This is a genomic window from Salinimicrobium sp. WS361 (assembly GCF_050750585.1).
GTDB lineage: Bacteria > Bacteroidota > Bacteroidia > Flavobacteriales > Flavobacteriaceae > Salinimicrobium.
The window spans coordinates 194,089-209,642 of the sequence record NZ_JBOJLM010000006.1; the positions used below are offsets into that span (position 1 = coordinate 194,089).

The following is a 15,554-nucleotide window of genomic DNA, read 5'->3' on the forward strand; positions in this document are numbered from 1 at the left end:
AGCCGGACACGCGATAATATTTCTTATCGTAATGCTGGTAACATTTATAGTAGCAAATACCTGGAGGGAAGCGCTATGGCTCATCGTGCTCAATGTGCTGCTGAATCTTTACCCTATTATCGTGCAGCGTTACAACAGGCCCCGCTACAAAAGATTATTGCAAAAAATTCAGGGACAATCTCTAAAAATCTAAAATTAATCCTGAATTTCAACCTTCAGAATTTCATTTTCAATCTTAGAAACCCTGATTAATTCCCCTTTTTCGAACATATCATCAAGCTCTTCTAAGGGAGTAGATAGCTTATCGGTTTTATAATTTTCGTAATCCACAAACCGGATTCCATTTACCATTCGTGGGTTTACTGCTTTTCTAAATCTAATTCCGCCGTCATTCACAAAGAAGCGATAGGCCAGGTAATCTATGGTAAAATCATCTTTTTCGATCCAGTACATGTAAATATCCTCGTGGTCTACTCCTCCACCCTGCTGCTCAAAAGTGACTTTGATCTCGTGGTAGACTTTGCCGTTGATGGTATCCTGCCCCACAAGTTCTTTAATTACCGCATCGTCATTCAGGCGAAAAGGCAGTTGTACGAAATAATGCACCGCATTGACACTTTCGGCATAAGCTTCGGAAAGAGAATCAGATAAACTGAGCTGTTCCTCTCCCTGAAAGCGCCTAAAACCTTGGTTATTCAAGATGTCATTATAGGTAGTGTTCGTAGAATCGGTAATTCTTCGGGTGAGTTCGAACTTTCCGTTATTGCGGGTACTGGTGTAGATATTTTTCCGGAACCGGAATTCAATATTTGCTTTTTCATACTTCTCCCCTCCGGCGTTTTCAACAGCTTTTGCTATGATCTTATCGGCTTTAGATTGAGGAGCTTGTTCATTACAGGAAGCCAGGGACAGAACAAATAGGAATACCAAATATTTTTTCATGACGGGGGATTGTAAAGAAACAAAAATACCGAATCTGGGGCTCAAACTGAAATTAAAACTCCGCCTTTTAAGATTTCCCTAAAAACACGGGTAATTCGCCAAAGCTTGTTATTTTTGTTGATATGAAGAACGACATCAACATTAAGAACCGAAAAGCCAAGTTTGAATACGAAATTCTTGACAAATATATTGCAGGAATAAAACTGGCAGGTACCGAGATTAAAGCTATAAGAGAGGGAAAAGCCTCTATAGCCGAGAGTTTTTGTGAGTTCTCCAACAGTGAATTATTTGTCATTAATATGACGGTGCAGGAGTATTCTCACGCCACCTACTTCAACCACGATCCCAAACACGCCCGTAAACTTCTGCTTAACCGCAAGGAGTTAAGAAAGCTGGAAAAAGAAGTGAAAAATTCCGGATTGACGATTGTTCCCCTCCGCCTCTTCATCAATGACCGCGGACTCGCAAAAATGCAGATTGCACTTGCCAAGGGTAAAAAACTTTACGATAAGCGCGAAACCATCAAAGACAGGGAAAGCAAACGTAAACTGGATAGAATTCAGAAAGAGTACAGGTAGGTTTTCTTACGGGTTGCGGGTTGAAATAGTTGCGAGTTGCGGGTTGCGGGTTCTGTTACAGGTAACAGCTTCTTGTTCAATACTAATTCTCCCTACTCGTAATTGTTCAACTTTTTTTTACTGAATACTGAAGAACTTAATACTGAACACTCCTTTCTGAACACTAGTATCAAATCTCTATTGATATTTTAACCTTTCCACCCAGTCCTTTTTCAACTATATCGTATAAAGTTTTTAAGGTGAGATTACTTCCGTTATTCTCAACCCGGGAAATATATGTTCTTTTTTTATCAACTAAATCTGCGAGTTGTTCTTGGGTTAGGTTTTTTTCTTCTCTTGCCTTTCTCAATAAAAGGCCTATTTTAAATGACTCAAAATCCCTTTCCAGCTCATCTCTACGTTCAGTTCCTTTCTCTCCGTAGACGGTATCCTTTATATCTTTCCAACTTTTAGTTTCCATTGTTCTGGTTTTTATCTGCGTAATAGGACTGCATTAAATTAACAGCCTTGTCAATTTCCTTTTGAGGCGTTTTCTGTGTTTTTTTAGTGAATCCGTTGAGCAGGATTACAAGTTTCCCCTCATCGAAAAAGCAAAAAACCCTCCAAATATTTGTTCCTAATTTTATTCGGGCTTCATAAAGACCTTTGGCACCCTTTATTGATCTAAGATACGTTGAAGGAACTCTTTCATATGTTTCGATAATTTCAAGGACTTTAAAAATCTTGTCCTGAACCCTTTCTGGTTGCGAAAGCAAGAATTCCTCAAAATAATTTTTATATTGAATTACCTCCCTAACCTTTCGCATACAACCAAAGGTAACTTAAAAGTTACAATTATACAAGATGATAATTATTTTTTAAACCTGTTACTGCACAATTTAAAACCGAACACTGCATACTGAAGAACTGAATACTGCCAACTGATCACTAAATACTGAATACTAATTCCTGTCTTCCAGCAACGGTACAAACCTGAAATTTCCGAATTCGGTTTTTTCAAATTCTGTTTCAGATTTTCTTTCCAAAAGTGTCATTATTTGAGTGTCTTTCCCCACGGGAATGACCATTCGGCCACCAATTTTTAACTGACTCAGTAAAGGATTCGGTACAAAAGGTGCACCAGCTGTTACAATGATCCTGTCAAAAGGGGCATAATCGGGCAGCCCTTTATAACCGTCACCAAAGGCCAGGTATCTTGGGCGGTATCCTATTTTTGAAAGAAAGAGCTTGGTGCGCTTAAACAATTCAAGTTGTCGCTCAATGCTGTAAACTTTTGCACCCAACTCACAGAGAACGGCGGTTTGGTAACCACTCCCTGTACCAATTTCCAACACCATATCCCCTTTTTTTACCTGCAGTACTTCAGTTTGAAAAGCAACAGTATAAGGCTGGGAAATAGTTTGATCGGCAGCAATGGGAAAAGCCTTATCCTGGTACGCATGATCTTCGAAGCTGCTATCCATGAACAAATGCCGGGGAATTTTTTTAATGGCATCAAGAACCTTCTCATCCCTGATCCCTTTATCTTCCACGACTTTTGCCAATTGTAACCTCTTTCCCTGATGTTTGAGCGTATCCTTTCGCACCTTTTAAGTTTTGATGGCCAAAATTACATAAAGATTACCTCAGGTTAAAGAAAATTTGGGATTTGCCGCTTTTATTCACTCCTAATTGGCATTGGCTTTAGTCCAAGAAATGTTATTTTTGTTGAAAACCATTTATTATGCTCAAAGCCGGCGTCCTGGGTGCAGGACACTTAGGAAAAATCCATCTGCGTTTGCTCCAGGAATCTAAAAAATATGATCTTGTGGGCTTTTACGACATAGATGAGAACAGTGGCCGCAAGGTTCAGGAAGAGTTTGGATATAAATATTTCAACAATTTAGACGATCTCATAGCCGCCGTAGACGTGGTTGATGTGGTCACTCCTACCCTTTCTCACTTTGAAGTGGGCCAAAAGACCATTAAAGCAGGAAAACATTTATTCATAGAAAAGCCTATTACCAACACGATTGAAGAGGCTGAACAGCTGGTTAAACTGGCTAAAGAATACAATGTTAAAGGCCAGGTAGGTCATGTAGAAAGATTTAATCCCGCTTTCCAGGCGGTTGCAGATAAGTTTGAGAACCCTATGTTCATCGAGGCCCATCGCCTGGCGGAATTTAATCCGCGGGGAACAGATGTGCCGGTGGTACTCGACCTTATGATCCATGACATAGATGCCATTTTAAGCGTGGTAAAATCTGAAGTTAAGGAGATACAGGCCAGTGGAGTTTCAGTTATTAGTGACACTCCCGATATTGCCAATGCGCGGATTCTTTTTGAGAACGGTTGTGTTGCAAACTTAACAGCCAGCAGGATCTCCCTGAAAAGCATGCGCAAATCCCGCTTCTTTCAACGTGACGCTTACATCTCGGTCGATTTTCTCGAGAAGAAATGCGAGGTCGTGAAAATGAAAGATGCTCCTGAAGTTCCCGGAGATTTTGATATGATTCTTCAAAATGCCGAAGGTCTAAAAAAACAGATCTATTTTGACAATCCGGAAGTGAACCCGAATAATGCCATTTTAGAAGAACTAAATTCGTTTGCCGCCGCCATTGAGAACAACACCACGCCAATAGTGAGCCTTGAACAGGGAACACAGGCACTGCGTGTGGCAAAACAGATTATTAACTCATTTAACTAATATCTTTTATGAAAAATATTGCAGTTATTGGTGCAGGAACAATGGGGAACGGAATTGCCCATACTTTTGCCCAATTTGGTTATAAAACAAATCTTATAGATATTTCAGAAGAAAGCCTGGAGAAAGGGATGAAAACCATTTCGGGCAATCTTGACCGCATGGTTTCTAAAGAAAAGATCTCTGAAGAAGATAAAACCAATACCCTCAACAACATCACCACTTTTACCCAAATTTCAGAAGGTGTGAAAAATGTAGATCTTGTTGTAGAGGCCGCAACAGAAAATGTAGATCTCAAACTGAAAATATTCAAACAGCTGGATGAAACCTGCTCTGCAGAAACTGTACTTGCTTCAAACACTTCTTCAATTTCTATCACCAAAATTGCGTCGGTAGTTTCAAATCCTGAAAGGGTAATTGGAATGCATTTTATGAATCCGGTGCCGGTGATGAAGTTGGTGGAGATCATTCGTGGCTACAACACCAGTGACGAGGTAACTTCAAACATCATGGAGCTTTCAAAAAAGCTGAAAAAAGAACCTGTTGAAGTAAATGATTATCCGGGGTTTGTGGCCAATCGCATTCTTATGCCAATGATCAATGAATCTATTGAAACCCTTTACAACGGGGTTGCGGGGGTTCAGGAAATTGATACGGTGATGAAACTGGGCATGGCGCATCCTATGGGTCCGCTACAACTTGCCGATTTTATTGGGCTTGATGTTTGTCTCTCTATTCTCGAGGTGATGTACAGCGGCTTTAAGAATCCAAAATACGCTCCCTGCCCTCTCCTGGTAAATATGGTGCAGGCAGGAAAACTTGGCGTGAAATCGGGAGAAGGTTTTTATGACTATTCTGAAAGCAGGAAAGCCGAAAAAGTCTCTGGCCAGTTTACCTCTTAAAAATGGCATTTTTAGAACCTATTTAATCAGCAGCATTTGGCAAAAATAATTCCTTTCAGGGCTGTACGGCCTTCCCGGGATAAGGTGGGCCTTGTGGCCTCGAGACCATATCAGGAATATTCGGTGGAAGAAGTGAGGTTTCAGCTGGAGCACAATCCATTTTCTTTTCTGCATATTATTAATCCGGGATATAAATTTCAGAAGGAAATATCGGGAAGTGAGCGGTTTCAGCTTGTAAAGAACCGCTACCTTGAATTTAAAGAAGAAGAAGTTTTTATTCAGGATGAAAAGCCTGCATATTATATTTATAAAACTATTTCCCGGCACCAGGCTTACTGCGGAATTATCGCGGCCACAAGTGCGCTGGATTATGAAAATAATGTGATCAAAAAGCACGAGGATACTATTTCTCAGCGGGAACAACTTTTTAAAGATTACCTGAAGACGGTAGGCTTCAATACTGAACCAGTACTGCTCACCTATCCCGACAGCCCTGTGATAACCGAAATTACTTCACAGGTAATGCAGGAGCGGCCCGAATATGAGTTTTCTTCTTTGAACCGTGATGTACATTACATGTGGATTGTAGATGATCCTGATAAAACGGAACAAATTAGAAAGGAATTTGAGCGCATGGAAGCAGTTTATATCGCCGATGGCCACCACCGCAGTGCCTCGTCATGGCTTTTGGCAAAAGAGTCGCGAGAAAAGAATCCCAATCATACCGGCGACGAACCTTATAATTTCTTTTTGAGCTATATGATAGCCGAAAGCAATCTGCAGCTATACGAGTTCAACAGACTGGTACGCGACCTTAACGGACTTGGGAAAGAGGAATTCTTAATTGAGCTAGACGAGTGGTTTCGCATAGAAAACAGGGGTACCCAATTTTATAAACCTTCCAAAAAACATCATTTTTCGATGTATTTGGATGGAGAATATTACTCGCTTTACCTGCGAAGAACAAACTATGAGTTTACAGATTCTTTAAGCAGCCTTGATCCTTACATCCTGTTTATAAAGGTGCTTAGACCTATTTTGAATATTACAGACCTTAAAAACGACAATAGAATATCATATCTTCCCGGAAGAAATGAAACTTTTGACGTGAAAAAGGCTGTAGATGAAGGTGAATTTGCCGTTGGCTTTGGGATGTTGCCATTAACCATTGAAGAAATAAAGCAAATTGCAGATGCCGGGTTAACCATGCCCCCAAAAAGCACCTGTATTGAGCCAAAACTAAGAAGCGGTCTTACCGTGTATGAATTTTAGAGCTATGAACATTGCAGAGAACATCAAATCATTTAAAGCAGAAATTCCTGAAGAAGTCACTCTTGTTGCTGTTTCCAAAACCAAACCCGAAAGTGACATTTTAGAAGCCTATAACGCCGGACAAAGGATCTTTGGTGAAAACAAGATCCAGGAAATGACCGAAAAATGGGAAAACCTGCCTAAAGATATCAAATGGCACATGCTGGGCCACGTGCAGCGCAACAAGGTAAAATATATGGCAGAATATGTGAACCTTATTCACGCCGTAGATTCCCTGAAATTGCTGAAGGAAATTGAGAAGCAGGCAAAAAAATACGATCGAACCATAGAATGTCTTCTGCAAATAAAAATTGCCGAAGAAGACACCAAATATGGAATAGATGTTGATGAAGCAGACCGAATACTGCAGTCACAAGCCTACCGCGATATGACTCACGTTAAGGTGGTTGGATTAATGGGAATGGCTACTCTCACTGAAAAAGAAGAGAAGATTAAAAAGGAATTTAGTTTTTTAAAGACTACTTTTGATACCTTTAAATCAAGGTATAACTTCCTGCATACTTTATCAATGGGAATGAGCGGCGATTATAAGATCGCCATTGACTGTGGGAGCAGCATGATAAGGGTTGGAAGCGCCATTTTTGGCGAAAGAAATTACAATTAAGAGGAAATAGCATTTGTACGCAGTTTTAGACATAGAGACTACCGGTGGGAAATACAATGAAGAGGGAATAACAGAAATTGCTGTCTATAAATTTGACGGTCATCAAATCGTTGATCAATTCATTAGCTTAGTTAATCCTGAAATACCCATTCAGCCATTCGTTGTTGGCCTTACCGGCATTAATAATGACATGCTCAGGAATGCTCCTAAATTTTTTGAAGTTGCAAAGCGCATTGTAGAGATCACAGAGGGGGCTATTTTGGTGGCACACAACGCCAAGTTCGATTATCGAATTCTGCGCACCGAGTTCCGCAGGTTGGGTTTCGATTATGAGAGGCAAAGTCTTTGTACTGTAGAACTTTCCCAAAAACTTATCCCCGGCTTACCGTCATACAGCCTCGGAAAACTGGTGAGATCGTTGGGTATTCCCTTAAGTGACAGACATCGGGCTACCGGCGATGCCCAGGCCACGGTCAAGCTCTTCAAGATGCTGCTTGCCAAAGATTCAGAAAAAGAGATTTTAAAGAGTTCGGTTCGCAATGCGCCAAAGCTGAAGATGAACACCAAACTGGTACAGCTGCTGGACGAACTACCTTCAATTACCGGGGTTTACTACCTGCACAATGAAGATGGAGACATCATCTTTATTGGAAAAAGCAAGAATATCAAGAAAAGGGTAAACCAGCACTTCACAAGTGATAACAAGAAATCACGGGAAATTCAGAAAGAAGTTGCTTCTGTGAGCTATGAAGCCACAGGAAATGAATTAAATGCTTTGCTCAAAGAAAATGAAGAAGTAAAGCGCAACAAACCCAAATACAATAGATCTACAAAACGCTCCCTTTTTTCTCATGCCCTTTACCAGGCCAAAGACAATGAAGGTTATATTCATTTAAGGATTGGTAAAATTGACGGGCGCAAAAAATATATTACGGCTTTTACCAACCTGCAACAGGCAAAATCTACTTTAGAAAAGATCCTTCAGGAGTATGAATTGTGCCAAAGCTTTACCGGCCTTTACGAAGGCACGGGCAGCTGCTTTAACTACAACATGAAAGAATGCCGTGGAGCCTGTGCGGGAGAAGAAGGCGCTTCAGAATATAATGAGCGGGTAATAAAGGTGCTTGAGGCCTACAGCTATGAAAAGAAAAATATGCTGGTAATTGACCGTGGAAGGGATATTGACGAAAAAAGTGCATTGCTGGTGGAAGAAGGTGAATTTAAAGGGATTGGGTACTTCAACCTAAACTATCAGTTGAACAACCTGGAGATCATCAAATCTATTATTACACCCATGAAAAATGACCGGGATGCCCAGCAAATCATTCAGAATTATTTGAGGAAAAATGGGCGTTTAAAAGTGATTCACCTCGATTAAGACATAAATTTCTGCTTTTTAGAGCCTCCATATTTTTCAGAATTATTCGTATTTAGCCAGTAAAAAGATTCTCAAAAATGGCCTTTTTGAGACCTCTATATTGTAATTTCCGAAGAAAACATTCTCCCTACATAAACGAAAATTCTCCTGAAAAATTCTATTTTTAGGCTGTAATTCAATTTGCGTGGCCCAAACAAAGATACCTTCCTGGAAAAGTAAACTTCATGAAATTATTTATGAAGCCGATACCCCTGCGGGAAAAGCTTTTGATATTGGTTTGCTCCTGGTAATTGTCTTGAGTATTGTATTGGTTATGCTGGAGAGCATTCCCGGGATGAGTGACAAATACTACTGGCAGTTTTATACGGCCGAATGGATCATCACCATCATATTTTCTATAGAATACATGCTGCGGATTATTGTAATTAACCGGCCAACCCGCTATATTTTTAGCTTTTACGGCATTGTAGACCTCCTCTCTACCCTGCCAACCTATCTGGCGATCCTGGGAGGCGGGCATAACCTGTTATTCGCCGTGCGAGCTTTGCGATTGTTACGAATCTTCAGAATTTTAAAAATCACGAGGTATATTGGAGAGTCAAACCGGCTCTTACTTGCATTGCGTAACAGCCGCGCAAAGATCCTGGTTTTTCTGTATGCAGTGGTTATTTTATGTGTCATTATGGGTACGGTGATGTACCTGGTAGAAGGGCCCGAAAATGGTTACACCAGCATCCCTACAGGCATTTACTGGTGTATAGTGACCCTTACCACGGTGGGCTTTGGCGATATTCACCCCGTGACTCCCCTGGGGCAGTTCATAGCCTCTGTGATCATGATTACCGGTTATGGTATCATTGCTGTTCCCACCGGAATTGTGACTTCGGAATTCAGCCGTGCCTCGGCAAGGGAAATTCCTGTAAACACGCAGGTTTGCCCATATTGTAATGAAACCAAACACCTCGATAAGGCAGAATACTGTCATAACTGCGGAAATCCCCTAAATGAATAAGAAATATCTCATTGCCGTTGTAGGCCCTACTGCCATTGGAAAAACAGCGCTGGGTATTGAGCTTGCCCGGCATTTTAATACTGAAATTATCTCGGCCGATTCAAGGCAGTTCTACAAAGAGATGCAAATAGGTACTGCGGTACCTTCTGAAACAGAACTGAAAGCTGCACGGCATCATTTTATTCAGCATATTTCTGTGGAAGAAGATTATTCTGTAGGAGATTTTGAACGTGATGCTATTCAACGTCTTCAGGAGTTATTTTTGAAGCACGATGTGGTGGTGATGGTTGGCGGCAGCGGACTTTATATTGATGCGGTAGTAAAAGGTCTTGATGAATTTCCGGAAGTAGATCCGCAAATTAGGCTCAATTTGAAGGAGGAATTGGAGCAAAAAGGACTGGAAACCCTTCAGGAGGAACTCAAAACCCTTGATCCGGAGTATTATTCCGAAGTAGATCTACAGAATCCGCAGCGGGTGATCAGGGCGTTGGAAATTTGCAGGGGCACCGGGAAACCTTATTCAGACTTCAGAAAAAAGAGTTCTAAAAATCGCTTTTTTGACACCTTATATGTGGGAATTTCAGCGGAACGCGAATTTATTTATGACCGTATTAACCGCAGGGTTGATATCATGATGCAACAGGGTCTTTTGGAAGAGGTAAAAGGCCTAAACGACAAGCGTGAGTGCAACGCCCTGAATACGGTGGGATATAAGGAAATTTTTAAATACCTCGATGCACAGTGGGATCTTGACACTGCGGTAAGTGAAATAAAAAAGAACACCAGAAGGTTTGCGAAACGACAACTCACCTGGTTTAGGAAAAATGAAGCGATCAACTGGTTTGATGCCGAAACCCCGGTCAAAGAGATCATCACTGCTATTCAGAAAAAAATTACTTTATAATTGCCCTTTTTAAGTACTCTCTGCCATTGGTGTAGATCACAAGCGGATATACTCCTGCCTGGTAAGCGCTTAAATCAAGCTGATACTCTGGAATGGGCTGACTATTGTCATATTGCTGCTCGCGAAGGAACCGGCCTCTAAAATCGAATATTTCAATCCTGTTTATTTGCAGCCCTGGAGAAAGTTCAAAGCTTATCAAGCCATCTCCGGGATTGGGATACATGATCAAAGAATCGCGCTCTGGTGCCGGAGACGAATCACAAACAATCTGCGGATCTTCAACCATCACCTTTACTGTACAGGTACCACTTCCATTCACTGTAGAATAGGAAAGTATTACTTCGTTTTCTCCCAGGTCTTCACAGGTGAAAATAGATTGGCTCACATTATAAGTGCCACTCATACCTCCTGTAAACAGATCTTGCGGCTGTAGCTGGGCACTTCCATTTGCATTTAACGCAAGTACAAAAAGGGCTTTGCACTCAATACCCGAAGGATTTTCTTCATATGGCTGCACCAGAATAGGTGTCTCGCAGATATCCACATTTCCGGAATTATCTGTCACCGTAAGCACCAGCTGCTGCTGCCCTAAATCGGCGGTGGTAAAGGAGGTGCGGTTAAGGCTCATGGAGGCAATTCCACAGTTATCTGTAGAGCCAGCACCAAAGTCTTCGGGAGAAAGGGTTGCAGTCCCATTTGCACCCAGGGTCAACACATAGTCTGCCTTACAATGGGCAACAGGATCTATATTATCCTCTACCTCTACCCTTATTTTGCAAGTTTGAGAGGGGTCATCTATTTTGGAAAATGTAATATAATTGGTACCCAAATCTTCACAGGTATAAGTGGTTTCCCCATAGAAATCAATACCCGAAGGATCACCGTCAAACAAATCTTCGGCCTTTAAAATGGCATTTCCGTCGTTGTTTAATTGAAGAACGATTTCCTCTACACAATTGAGATCACCGCCCGTGCCCATAAAAGGCCTCACATTTACGACAACCTCACAGAAATCGGAGTTTCCCGAAGCATCGGTTACTGTAAACCGCACTGTCTGGGTACCCACATCTTCGGTGGTAAAATTGTTTTTGCTCAAAGACATATCTTCGATCCTGCAATTATCGGTAGAATTGAGGTCCACATCCTCAACAGATAATTGCCCTTCACCATTTTCATCCAGTACAAGGTCAATTTTGGAAATACAATTTACCCTTGGCGCCAATTTATCAACAACGGTCACTTCTACTTCGCAGCTTCCAGTGTATTGGCCGTTATACGTAGCAGTGATCATTTGAGGCAGACCTATATCATCACAGGTAAAATCCTTTTTACTCAATTCGAGCTGAATGTCTTCCTCTTCCCCGGTATAGGTGAGAGTAAGTTCTGCATATCCATCCTGATCAAGTTCTAATTCACCTGATTCTGTACAACGGATATCTTTAAGAGGATCATAAGGCACCACGTTCACGGTAGCCTCACAGGTTTCTATATTCCCATTCACGTCTTCGACGGTTACCAAAATATCATTCTCTCCCACATCTGAAGTCTCAAAGCGGCTTTTGCTCAGGCTAATATTGTCTATTCCGCAATTGTCTTCTATAGTGGATAACAATATTTCGGGCGGAATTACCCCGAAGCCATCTTCGTTCAGGTGAATTTCCAGGTCATCTCGGCAATTAATGATTGGTTTGACGTCATCAACCGGATCAACTGTAAAGGAACAATCGGCAATCTGGTTTCCTTCAGTCGCAGTTAAAGTGATTTCTGTACTGCCATAAATCAGTGTACCTTCAGGAGGATCCTGAGTAATTTGGGCTGTGGATGAGTTCGCAGTCGCTAAATTTTTATAATCTGGTAATTTAAAAGAACAATTCTCTTCAAAGGAAGGAGTAAGGTTTCCGGGACAGGTAATCTCTAAAGGATCTGGATCTCCAGGCAATACAAGCTGAACTTCAAACTCACAACTATCTTCTTTTCCATCGACATCTGTTACTGTAAGAGTGATCGTGGTATCTTCTTCAATGACTATCCCTTCTCCAGGATTTTGAGTTACTGAGAATTGCTCACAGTCGCCTGTGACATTAGCAAGACCCCTATAATCAGGAAGCGAAAAACGACCTGCTGAATCGGCATCTTCTGTTTGATCTCCCGGACAGGAAATAATCAACTCCGCCTGATTTATCAGGTTTACTTCAAATTCACAAAATTCTGTAGCTCCATCTAATGAAACCGTTAAACGAATGGTAGTATTGCCATTCACAACCGTTCCCTCTGCAGGGGATTGAGTAATGGTAGCACCGGGATTGGCAGAAGCCAAAGGTGTATAATCAGGAATACTGAAATCGCAGCTTCCCTGGATATCCTCCGTTTGATCCCCGGGACAGGTGATCTCTAAAGGATCTGGATCTCCGGGCAATACAAGCTGAACTTCAAACTCACAACTATCTTCTTTTCCATCGACATCTATTACTGTAAGAGTGATGGTGGTATCTTCTTCAATGACTATCCCTTCTCCAGGATTTTGAGTTAACGAGAATTGCTCACAGTCGCCTGTGACATTAGCAAGACCCCTATAATCAGGAAGCGAAAAACGACCTGCTGAATCGGCATCTTCTGTTTGATCTCCCGGACAGGAAATAATCAACTCCGCCTGATTTATCAGGTTTACTTCAAATTCACAAAATTCTGTAGCTCCATCTAATGAAGCCGTTAAACGAATGGTAATATTGTCATCTACAACCGTTCCCTCTGCAGGGGATTGAGTAATGGTAGCACCGGGATTGAAAGAAGCCAAATGTGTATAATCAGGAATACTAAAATCGCAACTTCCCTGGAGATCCTCCGTTTGATCCCCGGAGCAGGTGATCTCCAATGGGTCCAGGTTCTCTATAATTAGTTCGACTTGGCACGGAGTAGACTGGTTATCTTCACCGGAAGCATCATTATCGTAAGCATAGATTCTAAGAGTTGTATTCGAGAATATTTCCTCTCCCGCTTCCGGGACTTGAGAGTATGTTATAATCGCGTCGTCACAATTATCGACTGCATTTACTTGACTCAAAAGATTAGGAACAAAAAACCTATCGTCGACAGCTTCAATTTTAAGGGAATCTGGTGGGCAGGCATTGAAAACAGGGGCTTCCTCATCATCAACAATAATGGTTAAAATACAAGTTGCAAAATTACCGGAAGGATCTGTAGCCTTGAATTCAATTTCAGTTTTTCCTACTGGGAAAAAGCTTCCTGAATCAGGACCATCATGGGATAAGCTCCAGTTTCCTGAATTATCTGTGACTTTAGGATCAGGAAAAGTAACCCTTACCTCACATTCTCCTGGGTCGACCAACACCGGTATGTCGCCAGGGCAGGTAATGACGGGATCTTCATCATCCATGACGGTAACTGTAAATTCGCAGGTACTTGTTCCCGCTGTATTTACAGCTTCATATCTAACAGTGGTAGTACCAATTGGAAATTCATCCCCTGAACCGAATGTACTAATCAAATTCACCTCTACTGCTCCATTTTTATCGGACGCTGTAGGATTAAAATAAACTACTGCTCCAGGTTGTCCCAGATCAGTTGAAACAGTTAAATCCTCACAATCGAAGAAAACAGGAGGGGTGAGGATCACTTCATCTTCTTCTTCATATTCAATTGAAAACTCGTCTTCAGGTTGTGGGTCACATTTAAAAAGATCAGATTCTTCTATAACCACCTTTACCTCTCCCGGTGCCACGGGTACAACTTCGGCTATGAAATTGTCCTGGCGTTGAAAATATTTTAAAGTAAAGTCGAAATTGATATCCATTAATGCTGGATAACTAAAAAAATCCTGGGGTGGAGCACCTTGTAATCGTAAATTATTAAGTGCGATTTCTCCACAATTATCTAACGCCAAATCGATAGGCAAATTCAAGTTGGATGAATCAAATTGTTTTACAAACTTAAATTCCTCATTAGTATTGAAAACATTCACCGTATATCTACTGTCTCGAATGGTCTCGTAGTTGCTTAAAACTTCTAAGGGATCATTAAATAAGTCTGTTAAATTAAAATCATTTCGGTAATCTATGACATATAAATATCCGTATTCATCTACAACAAGACTTCCTGGGTTTCCTTGTACACCTCCCTGTATAACTTCAACAGGTTTGTAATCTTTATCAAAAATTATAATCCTGGGATTTCGTTGACTTCCTCCTGACTCACTGACGTAAATATTTTTATGTTTATCAACTGCTATACGATAAGGATCTTGTATTTGCTGTCCGTTATAAGTAGGAATTTTTTTTAGCAAAATTCCATTTGGAGAATATATTTTGATGGCGTCCTGATCGGGAGTATTTCCAGTAAAGTTATCTGCAACATATATATTACCATCCTGGTCTAAAGCTAAACCAGTAGCTCCTCTGGGATTATCACTATTTGCATTACTTCCTGTCCCAATTGGTGTTAAGGCAGAATAACTGGAATCAAACACCAAAACCTGCCCTTTCTCTGAATCTGCGATGTAAATATTTCCGTTGTCTCTATTTATTGCTAAATCTAAGGGAGTACTAAATTTATTTCCTGGTATAACATTAACACCAATGCCACTTTGATTTATTTTGAACACTCCATCGTATAGCGTTAAATAAAAAAGTTCGTTATTTTCATTAAAATCAACACTAACAACAGTTTCCTTCAATTTTTCTGCCAAATAGCTTTCAATGTTATTTGAAAAGAATGCGCCAATTAATTCTGCCTCTGTTGTTTTAACCTGGAAATTTTCTAAATTCACCCCAGATCCCTGATAAGGAAACTTAGGATCTACTCTCGTAATATTTTGTATACCTCCATTAGTCACCTCCAAATCCGCCTCTACTAAATCACGATTTACAGGGCCTTCAAACTTTATGTCAATAGGAATTGGATTGGTACTCGTAGGCCCCGGTTCTTCAGAACTGGAAATATCAACTCCATTCTGTGCATGTAATAAAGTCCCACAATTCAGAAGAAAAAATAGAAGAAATAACCTCTCAAAAACGGCATTTTTTAGCCCTCTTGTATTTCGGCCACAACCAAAAAAATGCCGCAGGAGTACGGCAGTAGAATGACATTTTTGGATGGCATGAAGTCTCCTCATTTAGTGCAGGTTACACGCAAATATAAGTAAGTAAACGAAGACCCCCGGGCAGGAAAATGTTAACATGTAAATATAAGGACGTTGCTGCAGC

At 40.9% G+C, this 15,554-nt stretch carries 13 protein-coding genes and 1 pseudogene; 9 read left to right on the forward strand and 5 right to left on the reverse strand.

What is annotated here, in order from left to right; all coding sequences use genetic code 11:
- Nucleotides 1–4: 4 nt before the first annotated feature.
- A pseudogene (locus ACQ93I_RS08245) lies at nucleotides 5–193 on the forward strand (hypothetical protein); the annotation flags it as partial.
- 2 nt (nucleotides 194–195) lie between these two features.
- Here ACQ93I_RS08245 and ACQ93I_RS08250 read toward each other — a convergent pair.
- The gene (locus tag ACQ93I_RS08250) at nucleotides 196–942 is read right to left on the reverse strand and encodes a DUF6503 family protein (RefSeq protein WP_431698069.1); all 747 of its coding nucleotides are present in this window, start codon (nucleotides 940–942) and stop codon (nucleotides 196–198) included.
- A 122-nt stretch (nucleotides 943–1,064) separates the two neighbouring features.
- On the opposite strand from ACQ93I_RS08250, the gene smpB reads away from it, so the two are divergent.
- Nucleotides 1,065–1,520, forward strand: coding sequence for an SsrA-binding protein SmpB (gene smpB, locus ACQ93I_RS08255; RefSeq protein ID WP_423819112.1), 456 nt, complete (start codon nucleotides 1,065–1,067; stop codon nucleotides 1,518–1,520).
- A 169-nt stretch (nucleotides 1,521–1,689) separates the two neighbouring features.
- On the opposite strand, the gene ACQ93I_RS08260 is transcribed toward smpB, so the two are convergent.
- The 3 genes from ACQ93I_RS08260 to ACQ93I_RS08270 all read right to left on the reverse strand — a co-directional run bounded on the left by ACQ93I_RS08260 (nucleotide 1,690) and on the right by ACQ93I_RS08270 (nucleotide 3,106).
- Nucleotides 1,690–1,980 carry a helix-turn-helix domain-containing protein gene (locus tag ACQ93I_RS08260; protein WP_431698070.1) on the reverse strand — a complete coding sequence of 97 codons (291 nt, stop codon included), beginning with the start codon at nucleotides 1,978–1,980 and terminating at the stop codon, nucleotides 1,690–1,692.
- On the reverse strand, nucleotides 1,970–2,326 hold the full coding sequence (locus ACQ93I_RS08265; protein ID WP_431698071.1) for a type II toxin-antitoxin system RelE/ParE family toxin: 357 nt from the start codon (nucleotides 2,324–2,326) through the stop codon (nucleotides 1,970–1,972). Before ACQ93I_RS08265 ends, ACQ93I_RS08260 begins: the two co-directional genes overlap by 11 nt.
- A gap of 135 nt (nucleotides 2,327–2,461) precedes the next feature.
- Complete coding sequence (locus ACQ93I_RS08270) at nucleotides 2,462–3,106, reverse strand: protein-L-isoaspartate(D-aspartate) O-methyltransferase (RefSeq protein ID WP_266068885.1); 645 nt, start codon at nucleotides 3,104–3,106, stop codon at nucleotides 2,462–2,464.
- Between the two features lie 137 nt (nucleotides 3,107–3,243).
- On the opposite strand from ACQ93I_RS08270, the gene ACQ93I_RS08275 reads away from it, so the two are divergent.
- From ACQ93I_RS08275 to miaA, 7 genes are all read left to right on the forward strand, one after another.
- Nucleotides 3,244–4,206, forward strand: coding sequence for a Gfo/Idh/MocA family protein (locus ACQ93I_RS08275; RefSeq protein ID WP_431698072.1), 963 nt, complete (start codon nucleotides 3,244–3,246; stop codon nucleotides 4,204–4,206).
- A gap of 8 nt (nucleotides 4,207–4,214) precedes the next feature.
- Nucleotides 4,215–5,105, forward strand: coding sequence for a 3-hydroxybutyryl-CoA dehydrogenase (locus ACQ93I_RS08280; protein ID WP_431698073.1), 891 nt, complete (start codon nucleotides 4,215–4,217; stop codon nucleotides 5,103–5,105).
- Between the two features lie 36 nt (nucleotides 5,106–5,141).
- Nucleotides 5,142–6,377, forward strand: a complete 1,236-nt coding sequence (locus tag ACQ93I_RS08285; RefSeq protein ID WP_431698074.1) for a DUF1015 domain-containing protein — start codon at nucleotides 5,142–5,144, stop codon at nucleotides 6,375–6,377.
- A 4-nt stretch (nucleotides 6,378–6,381) separates the two neighbouring features.
- Nucleotides 6,382–7,041: a YggS family pyridoxal phosphate-dependent enzyme gene (locus tag ACQ93I_RS08290; protein ID WP_431698075.1), complete on the forward strand. Its 660-nt coding sequence runs from the start codon at nucleotides 6,382–6,384 to the stop codon at nucleotides 7,039–7,041.
- A gap of 13 nt (nucleotides 7,042–7,054) precedes the next feature.
- On the forward strand, nucleotides 7,055–8,419 hold the full coding sequence (locus ACQ93I_RS08295; RefSeq protein WP_431698076.1) for an exonuclease domain-containing protein: 1,365 nt from the start codon (nucleotides 7,055–7,057) through the stop codon (nucleotides 8,417–8,419).
- A 184-nt stretch (nucleotides 8,420–8,603) separates the two neighbouring features.
- A complete protein-coding gene (locus ACQ93I_RS08300; RefSeq protein WP_431698077.1) occupies nucleotides 8,604–9,431 on the forward strand; it encodes an ion transporter in 828 nt (275 codons plus the stop codon).
- Nucleotides 9,424–10,335 carry a tRNA (adenosine(37)-N6)-dimethylallyltransferase MiaA gene (gene miaA, locus ACQ93I_RS08305; protein ID WP_431698078.1) on the forward strand — a complete coding sequence of 304 codons (912 nt, stop codon included), beginning with the start codon at nucleotides 9,424–9,426 and terminating at the stop codon, nucleotides 10,333–10,335. Before ACQ93I_RS08300 ends, miaA begins: the two co-directional genes overlap by 8 nt.
- On the opposite strand, the gene ACQ93I_RS08310 is transcribed toward miaA, so the two are convergent.
- On the reverse strand, nucleotides 10,325–15,463 hold the full coding sequence (locus tag ACQ93I_RS08310) for an HYR domain-containing protein (protein ID WP_431698079.1): 5,139 nt from the start codon (nucleotides 15,461–15,463) through the stop codon (nucleotides 10,325–10,327). The genes miaA and ACQ93I_RS08310 overlap by 11 nt on opposite strands.
- Nucleotides 15,464–15,554 lie beyond the last annotated feature (91 nt).